The following is a 12,661-nucleotide window of genomic DNA, read 5'->3' as shown; positions in this document are numbered from 1 at the left end:
GACGAAGGAGCCGTAATGCGTGCGGAAGCTGGGGAGCGGACGACCCGTTCCGGAACCGCGGGCGGCAACCTCGCCCTGGCCACGGCGGCGTTCGCGCTGACCTTCTGGGCCTGGAACCTGATCGGCCCGCTGTCACGGAGCTACAGCGAGGACCTGGGCCTGACGCCCACGCAGACGTCGATCCTGGTGGCATTCCCCGTGCTGGTCGGCTCGCTGGGGCGCATCCCGGTGGGCACCCTGACCGACCGCTACGGCGGCCGGGTGATGTTCACGGCCATCTGCCTGCTCAGCATCGTGCCGACCCTCCTGGTCGGGCTGTCCGCGAACTCGTACCCGATGCTGCTGGTCTGGGGCTTCTTCCTGGGGATCGCGGGCACCTCCTTCGCCATCGGCATCCCGTTCGTCAACGCCTGGTACCAGGCCGGGCGACGCGGGTTCGCCACGGGCGTGTTCGGCGCGGGCATGGGCGGCACGGCGCTGTCGGCCTTCCTGACCCCGCGCCTGGTCGAGGCCATGGGCGTGCTCACCACCCACCTGCTCATGTGCGTGGCCCTCGCCGCGATGGGCGCGGTCATGTGGCTGTTCGCCCGGAACTCACCCGAGTGGAGTCCGCGGACCGAGCCCGCCCTTCCCCGCCTGCGCGAGGCACTGGCCCTCCGCGCCACCTGGCAGGCCTCGGCGCTCTACGCGCTCGTGTTCGGCGGCTTCGTCGCCTTCTCCACCTACCTGCCGACCCTGCTGACCACGGCCTACGACTTCGCGCAGACCGACGCCGGCATGCGCACCGCCGGGTTCGCCGTGGCGGCGGTCGTCGCCCGTCCGGTCGGCGGTGTGCTGTCGGACCGGATCGGACCGGTGAAGGTCTGTCTGATCTCCTTCTTCGGCACGTGCGCGTTCGCCGTCGTCCTCGCGCTGCACCCCCCGGCGGAGTTCCCGGCGGGGCTGTCGTTCGTGCTGATCGCGCTGACCCTGGGGCTGGGCACCGGCGCGGTGTTCGCCCTGGTCGCCAAGCTCGTGGACCCGTCCCGCGTGGGTACGGTCACCGGTCTGGTGGGCGCCGCCGGTGGCCTGGGCGGCTACTTCCCGCCGCTGCTCATGGGCGTGGTGTACCAGGCCACGGGCGCGTACACGCTGGGCTTCGTCCTGCTCGCCGTGGTCGCGCTGATCGTGGCCCTGTACACCACGCGGGCCTTCCGGGACGTCACCTGAGGTTCACGGCGCTCACAGCGCCGCGAGGTCCCGGGCACGGACCAGGACCGCCGACCGGTTGCCGACCTTCACCCGTTCCAGCGCCCGCACGCCCTCGGGCAGCGGCACCCGGCGGGTCCGCGCCGTCACGACCACCACCGCGCTCCGGGGCAGGGTCCGCCCCATCGAGGCGAGCAGCGCCCTGATCGGGTCGTCGGGGACGTTCCCCTCCCAGTGGGTCATCTCCCCGTAGGGGACATCCGTGATCACGAGGTCGGCGTCGACCGGATCGGTGGCCGTGAAGACGTCGACCACCCCGGACTCGTGCGGGAGGTCCCCGCCCATGGCGGCCAGCCCGGCGGCCAGGTCGCGGGCGGACTCGGCCCGTTCCACGAACGCCACCCGGCCGAAGTCCCGTGCCGAACGGCGCAGCTCGCGCTCCCGTTCGGCCAAGCCCTCGGCGGTCAGCAGCTCCAGGTTGCGGGCGGCGATGGCCACCGCGTCCCCGTCCACGTCCGTGGCGCGCACGTGCGTGAGCCGGTCGCGGTGGAGCAGCCCCAGCACGGCCACCAGGTACCCGCTGCCGCAGCAGGGGTCCCACAGCCGCACCCGGTCGCCCTCCACGTGCACCATGGCCCGCTGGAGGAGCTCACTCGCCAGTCTCACGGGGAAACCCGGGTAGCCGGGCGCGGACCGCAACACCTGCCCGCTCGCCAAGGCCGAGTGGTCCGTACGCTCGGTGGCGTACCGGTAGCTCACAACTGTCCCCCCTGTCACCCAGACAACGACGAAGGCCCGGTGTCTGGGACACCGGGCCTTCGATGATGCGGTCCTGACGGGATTTGAACCCGCGGCCTCCACCTTGACAGGGTGGCGAGCACTCCTAACTGCTCCACAGGACCTCGTTGCAAGAACAACTCTAGCGCGACTTTGGAGCACTTCGTACCGGGGTCGACCTAGAGTGGCTCACGACGCACCCGAACCCGTGAGAGGACCACCGCGTGAGCGACTCGTCCGCCCCCCTTCCCTCCGGCCCCGACTCCACGCGGGTCGACCGTTGGCTGTGGGCGGTACGCCTCACCAAGACCCGCGCCGACGCCGCTCAGGCCTGTCGCGGAGGGCACGTGCGCGTCAACGACCGCCCCGCGAAACCGGCCACGGTGGTGAAGGTCGGCGACCAGATCCGGGTGCGCCTGCACGGCACCACCCGCGTCGTCGACGTGAGCCACGTCATCGTGAAGAGGGTCGGCGCCCCGATCGCGGCCCGCTGCTACGTGGACCGCACCCCCGCGCAGCCGCCCCAGGCCACCGCACCGGTGATCCGCCGGGACCGTGGCGCGGGCCGCCCCACCAAGCGGGACCGCCGCCAGCTGGACCGGCTCCGCACAGAGTTCCCACCCGCCTGACCCCGGAGTCCGCGAACCCTGGCGTCCACCGCTTCCCTGAGCGAGGATGGAAGGGACCCCCCTTGGCTTTCGTGCGGAGACGAACCGTGGACAGCGAGAACCCTCCCGAAGACCTACCGGAGAACGACCTCACCCAACGGCCCGAGGGGCACCAGCTCCAAGGGCCGGGTCACACCGTCCACAACCAGGTGAGCGGTGACATCCAGGGGAACTTCTACCAGGTCATCAACCACGCTCCCGCGATGGGCGGTGCCCTGCCCCAGACGAGATCGCCCGCTGGACGCCCGGATCAGCGACGACGCGCCCAGGACTTCCTGGTCAGCGTCAACGAACAGGCGCTGCGTCACGCGGACGACTCGTTCCGCATGAGCATGGTGGTCATGGGCACGGGCGCGTTGGTCATCGCCATCGGCGTGGTGCTCAGCCTGATCCTCGCGCTACTCTCCACCACCGGGGCGGGTTCCGTGACCGCCGTCCTCGCCTCAAGCGTCACGGGCGGCACCATACTCTCCCTGGGCACGGCTCTGGCGCTTCACTCCCACAGGTCCCGGAAGCACCTCGCGGATCAGGCTCAGAGGTGCACGACGAGCTGAGACTGGAGGAGGCGATCGACCGGGTCATGGACATCACCTCGTCGCTCAACGACCCGACACAGGGCGACAACCTCCGCATGATGGCGGCACTGCGCATCCTCGGTCTGGAGCCCACCCAGGAGTCAGTCAGCGCCCTCATACAGGCACAGCGGAACAGGGACCCGGGATGACCCTCACACCTCCCGGGACTCCAGGGGGTGCGCGTCGAGGAAGGCCAGGACGGCCTCGGTGGCCTTCGGCGCGGCCTCGTGCAGGTAGCCGTGACGGGCCCCGGGCAGGACCAGCAGTTCCGCCCCGGTGATCCGCTCGGCGAGCAGCTCGGCGTTGCCCACCGGGGTGAGCTCGTCGTCCTCGCCGTGCACCACCAGCGTCGGCGCCTGGATCAGGGGGAGCAGGTCCCAGCCGTCGTGCCTGAGACTGGCCTCGTAGTGGCGGCGCTGCGCGCGCAGCGGGTTGCGGGGCAGCACGCGGGTGACCGCCTCCGGGTGTTCCCGCGCCCAGTCCGGTGTGTAGAACAACGGACCGATCAGCCCGCGCCCCTCGTCACCGCTGGCCTTGCGCAACGCGAGGGAGGCGTGCCGAGGGCGCTCCACCTCGTGCTCCCCGCCGGGGGCCGTGGAACCGAGCACCAGGGCGCCGACCCGCTCGGGGGCGATCGCGGCGAGGGTCTGGGCGACCTTGCCGCCCATGGAGAAACCGTAGACGTGCGCGCGCCCGACCCCGAGGTCGTCCAGGACCGCGAGGACGTCACGGGCCAGCAGTTCCATGCTGTACGGCCGGTCCAGCGGGGCGTCGCTGCCACCGGTGCCCCTGAGGTCCACGCGCACCACACGGTGGCGCTCGGCGAGGTCCTCGTACACCCCGTCCCACATCTCGTGGTCGAGGGACTGCCCGTGGATCAGTACCAGGGGCTCCCCCGCACCGTGGACGTCGTACCAGATTCGGGTTCCGTCTGCGGCGGTCGCGTGGTTCACGTCAACGGACACTACCCGACAATCCCGTCACGGGACCGGCTCTCATCCGTTCGTGACCTTCGTCCGCGAACCAAACCCCCGTCTGCGAGCATCTTCCCAGGTCCCCTCGTCCTGGGGTGAGGTCCACCCGAACCGGTTGAAGGAGCGCGCATGAGTTCCCCCGTCATCGCCACCGACACCGACCAGGGCCCTCGTCCGAGCCAACAGGACGCCTGTGCCCACCAGGTCGAGTCCGCCTCCGACGGATGGCGGGCCGCGGTGGCGGACGGGTTCGGTGACCACCCCGACACCGCGCTGGCCGCGCAGCTCGCCGCCGACACCGCCACCTCGGCGCCCGGGGAGGCCGTGGACGCCGTCCTGGCCGCCGCACGGGCGATCACCCGCGCCCACCCCGGAGCCGACTGCGTGATGGCCCACGCCCGCCAGGACGCCCCCGACGACCCCATAGACATCGCGTGGGTCGGTGACTGCCGTGTCTGGACCTGGAGCCCCGGCCAGGGTCTGCGCCAGCACACGCGGGACCACACGCGCGGCCAGGAGCTGCGCGACCGGTGGGCCTCGGAGGACCTCGCCCGAACGTGCGACCACGCGGTCACCACCTCGGTGGCCACAGCGGGGGTCGACGACATCGGCACCACCACCGCGCCCTCCGCCGACCTCACGCTGTTCACCTGCGACGGCGTCCACGACTACGTGGACGAACGGTTGATGGCCGAGCTGGTGGCCGACCACGCGCACGACCCCGACACCCTGGCGCGGGTCCTGGTGGACGCCGCCCGCGAGGCGGAGAGCACCGACAACGCCACCGCCCTGGTGATCCTCGCGGCCCGGGACCCGGCCCCGCACCGGACCCGCCAGGAGGTCCTCCTGGACGGTCTGGAGAGCTTCGGGGAGCCGGGGCGTCTCTCCGAGAGTCCGGAGCACCTGCTGGAGGCCCTGGCCGAGGACCGCGCCACCGGGATCGCCTGCGACCGCTTCCTGCTGCGCGACGGCACCACCTACTGGTGCACGAAGGACTCCGACCACACCGACCACCACGTGAGCTGGCACGGCGTCACCTGGTGACACCCGGCCCGTGGTCGGGGCACGGCATGGCCGTGTTCAGGGGGATTCACGCGAAGTGTCTCGTCGGGGAGGAGGGCCGCGCCGAGCGCCAGATCGAGAAGGCTCTACACCGGTCCTGAACGTGGCCGCGCATTGGCCGTAGGCATCCATCGAGACCCACAACCGGCCACCGGCAACCACCGACGCACGAAAAAGCCCCGCCACCTATGGAAACAGGTGGCGGGGCCTTTTGCATGTCTTGAGATTGTGGCTAGGGGCGGGGTCGAACCGCCGACCTTCCGCTTTTCAGGCGGACGCTCGTACCAACTGAGCTACCTAGCCGCGGCGCCGATTCCCTCGGCGACGCACGCGGTCCTGACGGGATTTGAACCCGCGGCCTCCACCTTGACAGGGTGGCGAGCACTCCTAACTGCTCCACAGGACCTTGTTCAGTTGTCACACCCGGCCTCGCGGCCCGGTGTGTCGCTGCGGTTCTCATTCTGCCAGACGCCCGACAGTGCTCTGAACCGCTTCGTACCCCCAACGGGATTCGAACCCGCGCTACCGCCTTGAAAGGGCGGCGTCCTGGGCCGCTAGACGATGGGGGCCCGTGTAGACAGCCTAAGCATAGGGGAGATTCCCACCAACACCAAAGCGAATGTCCCGAGCGACCCAAACCCTTCATGACCTGCGACGACGTGGGGCTACGAGGCCCCCTCCGTGGGCGTCGCCTCCTCGTCCTCGTCCTCCGGTTCACCGATCCGCCGGTCGGGGTCGGCCTCGATGTGCCGCTCGACCTGCGCCGACGTGAGCCCGATCCCTCCGAGGTCGATGTCGTCACGGGCCTGGAGGCGACCGGTCTCGGCGTCGAAGTACAGGACCGACGCCTGGTACGGGGTCGGCCGACCGGAACCGTGATCCAGGCCACGCAGCCCGGCACCGCCGGTGGAACCCTGGACGAGGAACCTGGTGCCCAGGTCCGTGAGCTCGGTGGAGCGCAGGTGCTCGTTGCCCGCCAGGACCAACGGCACCACTCCGTCGAACGGCCGCGCCTGGGTCCGGGTGTGCAGGATCGCGACGTCCACGTCCTCTCCGCCGCCCCGGACCGACGCCGCCTGCTCCTCACCCAGCGCGGCGACCCCCGCCGCGTCGGGGTTGAGCCGGGTGGCGTCCGGGGTGAACCGGGGGTCGCCCGCCCCGTAGAAGGTGAGGCCGCCGACCTCCTCGACGTCCCCGTCCAGGACCACCGCGTTGGGCTGGGCCGCCACCGCGCGCTGGGTTCCCATGGAGTCGTGCTGGCCGCGCACCCACACGTAGGGCACGTCCAGCTTCCCGATCTCCTCCGCGAAGACGTCCTCCGCCGCGCTGCCGCGGTCGGTGAGGTCGCCCGAGTCCACGATCACGTCCACCCCGTACTGCTCCTGGAGTGTGGCGATGATGCTCCACGACGCCGGGTTGAGCTGGATGTCGGACACGTGCAGCACCCGGATGACGGACTCGTCGTCGTCGTAGACCGGCAGCGAGGACGTGGCCTCGTAGATCATCGACACGTTGCCGACGAGACCGGCCAGTTGCTCCTGGTACTCGCTGAACCGGCTGACGACGTCGTCGGCGCTGCCCACCACCTGGGGGGCGCCCGCGATGAGGCCCGTGTAGCGCGGCTCCGCGATGGCGCTCGGGTTGAAGGTGAGCCCCGCCAGGCCGCCGAAGCCCACAAGGACGAGCAGCGAGGTGGCCCCGCTCGCCAGGGCGCGCCAGCCGCTGCGGAACAGCAGCAGGCCCATCAGGGCCGCGCCGAGGGTCGCCACGAGCAGGGAGCGCAGCAGCAGGGCGGTCACACCGCTCGTGAGGTCGGCGCCGATCCCCGCGGCCATGCGGTTGATGGCGTCGGGGTCCGCGAACATCTCCTCGGCCGCCGAGAGCCGGATGTCGGTGATGGTCGCCTCGAGTCTCAGGGGCGCCGTGTGGGTGTCGAACGCCAGCTGGCCCAGCGGCGCGACGTTGACGACGGTCTCACCGTGCCACTGGGGGCTCAGGGAGAAGGTGACGTCGGCCGGGCCGATCGGTGTGACCACCTGGCCGCCGAGGGCCAGCCCGAGCCAGCCACCGACCAGTCCCGCGACGACGACACAGCTCCACCGCCACGCACGCCCGGCTCGCCACCGGCGAAGGGTCGCACGGGACCGTTCGAGGGCCCCCCGGTAGTCGTACGCGCGGATCTCTCCCCAAGACAACACACCACCATCATGCCGTTGACTGAAGCCGTTCCCAATGTTTCCTCCCGTCCAGAGTGTTATGTCTCTTCCTCGCCACACCGTGAAGGCAGCACAATGGCAGGCGTGGTTGAACTGACACGCAGGGACTTCGAGGAACTGGTGGCCGACGCCCTGGACCAGATCCCGCCGGAGCTGGCCCGACTCATGGACAACGTGGTGATCACGGTGGCGGAGGAGTCCCCGGAGGGCCTGCTCGGCCTGTACGAGGGGATCCCGCTGACCGAGCGCGGGGACTCCTACTTCGGGGTGCTCCCGGACCAGATCTTCATCTACCGGCGCAACATCTGCGCGATGTGCGAGACCCCCGACCAGGTGGTGGAGGAGGTGCTGATCACCGTCATCCACGAGATCGCGCACCACTTCGGCATCGACGACGCCCGCCTCACCGAACTCGGCTGGGGCTGATCCGCTCACCCAGAGCGATATTCCGGAGAAATAGAGATCCGAAGATCCCATAAATTCCGGCATCCGAGACATTCGTGACACCATTCCGGCGAGTAACGGAAGCGCCCTCCCGACCGGAACCCCCGGAGAGCGCACGACACTCCCCCACATCGGCACCCACCTGGGAAAACGATCCGGACAGCAGGCTCCGGGGGCGATACCGAATCACATCGGGAGACATTACTCGGAGCAACGAATCAGACACGAATTCCCCCAACCCGCTTGCCAGCCCGACGCTCTTCCGGAACCGTTGGTCATGGGGGCACGACACAGCGTGATTCACCCCTGTGACAGTAAGGGAGTGCCTGGTGGGCAATCCGAGCCTCGACAGGGCCGCTGACGGCGGAGACCACGAATCTCCGAAGGAGCAGGACAACAAATGGCGTAGCAGTTACCGCGACGTCATGGCGATAGCCGAGTTCCGTTCCATGTGGTTGGCCCACGCACTGTCGATGATCGGCACCAACCTGCTGAACATCACTTCCAGCGTCCTGGTGTACCAACTGACGGACTCGGCCTTCGCCGCCGGGATCACGCTGGCCGTGATGTTCCTGCCGCCGATCCTCGCCGGTCCGCTCTTCTCGGGGCTCGCGGACATCCTGCCGCGCCGCCAGGTGATGGTGGCCTGCGACGTGATCAGGGCCGTGGTCATCGTCGTCGTCGGCATACCCGGCATGCCGGTCTGGGCGGTCTGGGCGCTGCTGTTCGTCTCGATCCTGCCGTCGATCCCGTTCGCCGCCGCGCGGGCGGCCCTGCTCAGCCAGATCGTCCAGGGTGAGCGCTACGTGGCCAGTACCGCGATCATCCAGCTGACGGCGCAGATCGGGATGCTCCTCGGGCTGATCGCGGGCGGTGTGATCGTCACGTTCGTCAGCCCCAACGTCACCCTGATGTCCACGGGAGTGCTCTTCGTCCTGTCCGCGCTGATCCTGAGGTTCGGCGTGAGGGCCCGCCCCGCTCCGGTGCGCGAGCAGGGCGGCGAGAAGCGCCCCGGCCTCCTGGTGATGACCAGGGACGGCGCCAAGCTCGTCTTCAGCGACCCCAAGCTGCGCGTCCTGGCGATGCTCGCCTGGCTCGCGGGTCTGTACTCGATCCCCTACGGGCTGGCCAACCCCATGGCCACCGAAGCGGGCGCGGGGCCCGCCGCGGCCGGGTTCATCATGGCGGGCCAGTCGATCGGTGCGCTCGTGGGCGGTTTCGTCCTCACCCGGCTGATCCCCCCGCCGACCCGCACCCGTCTGCTCGGCCCGCTGGCGATCCTCACCTGCGTGCCGCTGCTGCTCTGGGTGTTCCCGATGCCGCTGTGGATGATGATCACCGCCCTGACCCTCTGCGGGGCTGCCGGTTCCTATCAGTTCGTGGCCAACGCGGCCTTCGTCCTCTGTGTGCCCAAGGAGGGCCGTGGTCTGGCCTTCGGCCTGGTCGCCTCAGGGCTCCAGGCCGCGCAGGGCATCGGCATCCTGCTGTCCAGCTACTTCGTGGAGCTCACCAGCACCAGCACGGTCATCGCCGGTGCGGGGCTGCTCGCCCTGCTCTCCGCGATCTGCCTCGCGGTCCCGTGGGCACGGATGTCCCGGGAGGTCGCGGAGCGGATGGAGGCCACCGAGTCGGAGTCCGCCTAGCGTTCGGCGCGGTGCTCCGCGGGCTGTTCGCAGGCCTGGTCAGTCTCTCGTTCGTCCCGTGGGGCACACAGCTCACGCCGCTGCCAGCCCGGGTGCGCGCGCAGGGTCCACATCAGTTCTCACTCGACTTTCCCTGGAAGTTACGGATGATCTGCTCCAGCAGCGAACGCCGCTCGCTCTCGGCCGGCATGAGCAGCCAGGCCAGGACGTAGATCGGGATACCGGCCATACCCAGCAGGGCCAGGACCACGAAGACGATCCGGATGATCGTGGAGTCCACACCGGTGTAGGCGGCGATGCCCCCGCAGACGCCGGTCAGGAAGCGGTCGGTCTCGCTGCGCTGGAGTCGCTTGGTGGCGAAGTTCTCGTTCATACCTCCACCTTGCCCTCTGGTGCCGACGATTCCCATCGGGGACAGCCCTGGGTGGTCCCTGACTTCCGCCCCCGAAGGGTCCGACGGCACCCGCCTCCGGTGCGTTCCCGAGACGTGGGGCACATCAGCGCTCGGGGGCGAAGACCTCACCCAGCGTCCGGAAGGCCGCTCCGAGGTGGACCCGCAACGCGTCGATCCCGTCCTCGTCCTGCTCCGGAACCGCCCTCATGGCGTGCCGCATGGCGGACATGGCGGCGGCCGCCGCCACCTGGGAGCGCGTGTCGTCGGCGGGCACCCCCTCGCGTTCGGCCATCGCGGCGGCCACGCTCCGCTCGACGTCGTGGAAGCGGCCGAGCAGGCCGGGCAGGAGGTGGGGTTCGCGGTCCACGAGCTGTCTGCGCAGGGCGATGTCGGCGCGCTGTCTGCCGAGGTCGCCGGAAACGAGAAGGGAGGCCATCAACAGCGAGCCGAGGTCCTCGGTGAACACGCCGGTGGGGCCTCCGGCCACGAACGCCGCGCGCGCCTCCTCGTCGAGGGAGACGGGGACGCCGTCGAGGAGCGCGTCCTCCTTGGTGGCGAAGTAGTTGAAGAAGGTCCGGGGCGAGACCTCGGCCTCGGCGGAGATCGCCTCCACGGTCACGTTCTCCAGACCGCGCTCCAGGGTGAGGCGCACGGCGGCCTCCCGCAGAGCCCGGCTCGTGGCCAGCTTCTTGCGTTCTCGCAGCCCCATAGGTCCTCCCGTTACACGGACAACATTTGCAGCCCGCGCAATATTTCCTCAGGTGTATCTTCGCGCACCCCAGGGCCCCTCAGGGACGCACCCCTCCGGGTTCGCCCGGGGACACGGCCCGCCGACGCCCGGTGATCATCTCACCCCCTGCGACCGGGGGCGCGACCGCCGAGGCGCCCCCCCACGCGGCGAGCAGGCGAGTCCACTGCTCCACGACTCCTGCGGTGTCCGGCATGTCGCCCCGTGTGACGTTCCGCTGGCGCTCGGGGCACACCACGAGGCCCTGGCTCAACGGCAGAGAAGCGGACCTGTGATCGGCGGGTTCGGGATTGGATTCCCGTGGGCCTGCTCGCTCTGTTCCCAGCGATATTCCACGGCGCTCATCGCCGCCGATGGCACTCTTCTCGCCACTAGGAGATTTCCGCGCAGGAAAGACGACAACTCCCACGCCAAAACACGCCTCCCGAAGAGCGGTCCACGGACTGGGCCCAGGAACTGGGACGCGCCACGTCAGCCGCGGTACTCCCCGCGCCGGTCCGGAGAGACTCCCCGGACCTCAGTACTGGTTCAGTCGGCGCAGCTTCGGACGCGTGCGCAGGACGATGTACGCAGCGGTCCACACCACGGCCACGACCAACCCGATAAGGGCGCCCTGCCCGAAAGCCTGAGACGTCGCCGTCAGTGCCTCCTGATCAGACATGGCCGAGTGGTCAACGTTCCCGGACATCCTGCTGGAGGCGAAGAAGAACACCAAAATGAACGCCATGGGGAAGTGGAGCACCGCCTGCATGATGTAGCGGAAGCGCAGATCCCGTACCATTCTGACCCCGAAACCGACACCACCGGCGGCAATGCCTCCGGTCGTTCGTACGGCGCCCACAAAAGCGTCGACTGGGGCGTTGACCACCCGTCCACCGATGTCGCTCATATCCTGCTCGTACTGGGCGTTCGCTCTCGCCCTGGCGATGTCGTGCTCCAGCCCGGTGACCCGGTACCCGCCGTGGAAGTTGTCTCTGCTGATACGTGCCATGATCGTTCTTCCTCGTCCTTCGAGTGGAACTCGCCATTCCAGCGGTGCTGGTCGGGGATGGAGACGCGTCGTCGCCGACGGACGCTGTGAGGGAGCAGCCGTTCCTCTCTGGCCCACGGTGATCCTGGTACTCGAGTCAAATCTACAGGAGGTCGTCAGTTCTCGTAGAAGCGATCGGCACCGACACCCCTGTGCCCACTCTCCAGCCTCGAAAGGCCCCCGCTCCAGGCAATTCCTTTGCCCGGAGCGCGGAATCCGGACCTGATCTGGGATAACACGGGTTCTTTCCTTGGAGGAGTTTTCTCCCGGCGGCGGCGCCTTTGCTGGTCAGGGGTGTGGGCTGAAGGTCGAGGGCCTCCTTGGGGCGGGGGACACCGAGCTCAGGGCGGGAGGATCATCGGCCCGACCGGGAAGAGAGCCGTGGCGAGACCATACGTCCCATCGCGCGCAGCAGGCCCCGGAACTCGGCCCCGTTGGGGCGGACACCCAGACCGGCGTACATGAAGGCGTTTCCGTACTCGGCCATGAGAACGATCCGGCCTTTCTCGATGTCGAACCGGATCACGTAGGTGTTGCGGTAGGGCTGGCCCGTGCGTGCGACGACCATGTCGCCGATGCCGTGGAAGAACAGCTCGCCGCCGTCGGGTGAGACGCGCCATGTGTGGTCGCGCCACAGGAGCGGGGTGAACTTGTCGAAAATGGCGCGCGTGTAAGCGAGAACCTCCCTCTTGCCCTTCATGTCCGCGACGCAGAAGCCCCGTGTGCGACCAGCGATGACGTCCGCGACGCCGTCGGGGGTCGTGGCACTTCGGGTGTGCATGAACAACTGCCGTGCGTCGTCGGCCAGGGTTCGGGCCACGGCTTCGATGTCCTTGGCCTCGACGGCGCGGACGAACTCCCGGGCGATGCCGAGCCCGGTGTGGGTGGCGGGTGCTCGTGTCTCGTCATTCATGAGAATTTCCGATCAGGGTGTTCCACTCA

14 protein-coding genes and 4 tRNA genes are annotated in these 12,661 nt (G+C 69.3%); 7 read left to right on the top strand and 11 right to left on the bottom strand.

What is annotated here, in order from left to right:
* The first annotated feature begins 15 nt into the window (after nucleotides 1–15).
* Nucleotides 16–1,209, top strand: a complete 1,194-nt coding sequence (locus tag ACFW3L_RS04105) for a nitrate/nitrite transporter (RefSeq protein ID WP_378736107.1) — start codon at nucleotides 16–18, stop codon at nucleotides 1,207–1,209.
* A gap of 12 nt (nucleotides 1,210–1,221) precedes the next feature.
* Here ACFW3L_RS04105 and ACFW3L_RS04100 read toward each other — a convergent pair whose 3' ends face one another.
* Together ACFW3L_RS04100 and ACFW3L_RS04095 are read right to left on the bottom strand one after the other, a co-directional pair.
* Nucleotides 1,222–1,947 carry an rRNA methyltransferase gene (locus ACFW3L_RS04100; RefSeq protein WP_378736105.1) on the bottom strand — a complete coding sequence of 242 codons (726 nt, stop codon included), beginning with the start codon at nucleotides 1,945–1,947 and terminating at the stop codon, nucleotides 1,222–1,224.
* A 68-nt stretch (nucleotides 1,948–2,015) separates the two neighbouring features.
* A tRNA-Asp gene (locus ACFW3L_RS04095) sits at nucleotides 2,016–2,090 on the bottom strand.
* 99 nt (nucleotides 2,091–2,189) lie between these two features.
* Between ACFW3L_RS04095 and ACFW3L_RS04090 the strand changes: the two genes are divergently transcribed.
* From ACFW3L_RS04090 to ACFW3L_RS04080, 3 genes are all read left to right on the top strand, one after another.
* Nucleotides 2,190–2,594: an RNA-binding S4 domain-containing protein gene (locus ACFW3L_RS04090; RefSeq protein WP_378736103.1), complete on the top strand. Its 405-nt coding sequence runs from the start codon at nucleotides 2,190–2,192 to the stop codon at nucleotides 2,592–2,594.
* Between the two features lie 86 nt (nucleotides 2,595–2,680).
* Nucleotides 2,681–3,187, top strand: a complete 507-nt coding sequence (locus ACFW3L_RS04085) for a hypothetical protein (protein ID WP_378736101.1) — start codon at nucleotides 2,681–2,683, stop codon at nucleotides 3,185–3,187.
* Entirely contained in the window at nucleotides 3,172–3,357 is a 186-nt protein-coding gene (locus ACFW3L_RS04080; RefSeq protein WP_378736099.1) for a hypothetical protein, read from the top strand. Before ACFW3L_RS04085 ends, ACFW3L_RS04080 begins: the two co-directional genes overlap by 16 nt.
* A 3-nt stretch (nucleotides 3,358–3,360) precedes the next feature.
* On the opposite strand, the gene ACFW3L_RS04075 is transcribed toward ACFW3L_RS04080, so the two are convergent.
* Nucleotides 3,361–4,161: an alpha/beta fold hydrolase gene (locus ACFW3L_RS04075; protein WP_378736097.1), complete on the bottom strand. Its 801-nt coding sequence runs from the start codon at nucleotides 4,159–4,161 to the stop codon at nucleotides 3,361–3,363.
* A gap of 150 nt (nucleotides 4,162–4,311) precedes the next feature.
* Between ACFW3L_RS04075 and ACFW3L_RS04070 the strand changes: the two genes are divergently transcribed.
* Complete coding sequence (locus tag ACFW3L_RS04070; protein ID WP_378736095.1) at nucleotides 4,312–5,226, top strand: PP2C family protein-serine/threonine phosphatase; 915 nt, start codon at nucleotides 4,312–4,314, stop codon at nucleotides 5,224–5,226.
* A 247-nt stretch (nucleotides 5,227–5,473) separates the two neighbouring features.
* On the opposite strand, the gene ACFW3L_RS04065 is transcribed toward ACFW3L_RS04070, so the two are convergent.
* The 4 genes from ACFW3L_RS04065 to ACFW3L_RS04050 form a co-directional block, all read right to left on the bottom strand.
* A tRNA-Phe gene (locus ACFW3L_RS04065) sits at nucleotides 5,474–5,547 on the bottom strand.
* 28 nt (nucleotides 5,548–5,575) lie between these two features.
* A tRNA-Asp gene (locus tag ACFW3L_RS04060) sits at nucleotides 5,576–5,650 on the bottom strand.
* Between the two features lie 90 nt (nucleotides 5,651–5,740).
* Nucleotides 5,741–5,813: transfer RNA gene (locus tag ACFW3L_RS04055), tRNA-Glu, on the bottom strand.
* A gap of 96 nt (nucleotides 5,814–5,909) precedes the next feature.
* Complete coding sequence (locus ACFW3L_RS04050; protein ID WP_378736194.1) at nucleotides 5,910–7,439, bottom strand: metallophosphoesterase; 1,530 nt, start codon at nucleotides 7,437–7,439, stop codon at nucleotides 5,910–5,912.
* Nucleotides 7,440–7,535: 96 nt separating this feature from the next.
* Between ACFW3L_RS04050 and ACFW3L_RS04045 the strand changes: the two genes are divergently transcribed.
* Both ACFW3L_RS04045 and ACFW3L_RS04040 read left to right on the top strand, forming a co-directional pair.
* The gene (locus ACFW3L_RS04045; protein WP_378736093.1) at nucleotides 7,536–7,886 is read left to right on the top strand and encodes a metallopeptidase family protein; all 351 of its coding nucleotides are present in this window, start codon (nucleotides 7,536–7,538) and stop codon (nucleotides 7,884–7,886) included.
* A gap of 347 nt (nucleotides 7,887–8,233) precedes the next feature.
* Nucleotides 8,234–9,547: an MFS transporter gene (locus ACFW3L_RS04040; RefSeq protein WP_352387777.1), complete on the top strand. Its 1,314-nt coding sequence runs from the start codon at nucleotides 8,234–8,236 to the stop codon at nucleotides 9,545–9,547.
* A 112-nt stretch (nucleotides 9,548–9,659) separates the two neighbouring features.
* On the opposite strand, the gene ACFW3L_RS04035 is transcribed toward ACFW3L_RS04040, so the two are convergent.
* From ACFW3L_RS04035 to ACFW3L_RS04020, 4 genes are all read right to left on the bottom strand, one after another.
* On the bottom strand, nucleotides 9,660–9,920 hold the full coding sequence (locus ACFW3L_RS04035; protein ID WP_378736091.1) for a PspC domain-containing protein: 261 nt from the start codon (nucleotides 9,918–9,920) through the stop codon (nucleotides 9,660–9,662).
* Nucleotides 9,921–10,044: 124 nt separating this feature from the next.
* Nucleotides 10,045–10,650 (bottom strand): TetR/AcrR family transcriptional regulator, encoded by a 606-nt coding sequence (locus ACFW3L_RS04030; protein WP_378736089.1) that lies wholly within the window; start codon nucleotides 10,648–10,650, stop codon nucleotides 10,045–10,047.
* A 556-nt stretch (nucleotides 10,651–11,206) separates the two neighbouring features.
* Entirely contained in the window at nucleotides 11,207–11,680 is a 474-nt protein-coding gene (locus tag ACFW3L_RS04025; RefSeq protein ID WP_378736087.1) for a hypothetical protein, read from the bottom strand.
* 394 nt (nucleotides 11,681–12,074) lie between these two features.
* Nucleotides 12,075–12,632, bottom strand: coding sequence for a nuclear transport factor 2 family protein (locus tag ACFW3L_RS04020; protein ID WP_378736085.1), 558 nt, complete (start codon nucleotides 12,630–12,632; stop codon nucleotides 12,075–12,077).
* Between the last annotated feature and the right edge of the window lie 29 nt (nucleotides 12,633–12,661).

The sequence above is a fragment of the Nocardiopsis sp. NPDC058789 genome (assembly GCF_042745575.1).
Lineage (GTDB): Bacteria > Actinomycetota > Actinomycetes > Streptosporangiales > Streptosporangiaceae > Nocardiopsis > Nocardiopsis eucommiae.
Note: the sequence above shows the minus strand (reverse complement) of the source record. Positions and strands in the feature narration are given on the sequence as shown.

Excerpts from the sequence above, each read along its gene's own strand:
- ACFW3L_RS04020 (WP_378736085.1), bottom strand. The coding sequence starts at position 12,632 with ATGAATGACGAGACACGAGCACCCGCCACCCACACCGGGCTCGGCATC.
- ACFW3L_RS04035 (WP_378736091.1), bottom strand. The coding sequence starts at position 9,920 with ATGAACGAGAACTTCGCCACCAAGCGACTCCAGCGCAGCGAGACCGAC.
- ACFW3L_RS04025 (WP_378736087.1), bottom strand. The coding sequence starts at position 11,680 with ATGGCACGTATCAGCAGAGACAACTTCCACGGCGGGTACCGGGTCACC.
- ACFW3L_RS04105 (WP_378736107.1), top strand. The coding sequence starts at position 16 with ATGCGTGCGGAAGCTGGGGAGCGGACGACCCGTTCCGGAACCGCGGGC.
- ACFW3L_RS04045 (WP_378736093.1), top strand. The coding sequence starts at position 7,536 with ATGGCAGGCGTGGTTGAACTGACACGCAGGGACTTCGAGGAACTGGTG.
- ACFW3L_RS04030 (WP_378736089.1), bottom strand. The coding sequence starts at position 10,650 with ATGGGGCTGCGAGAACGCAAGAAGCTGGCCACGAGCCGGGCTCTGCGG.
- ACFW3L_RS04070 (WP_378736095.1), top strand. The coding sequence starts at position 4,312 with ATGAGTTCCCCCGTCATCGCCACCGACACCGACCAGGGCCCTCGTCCG.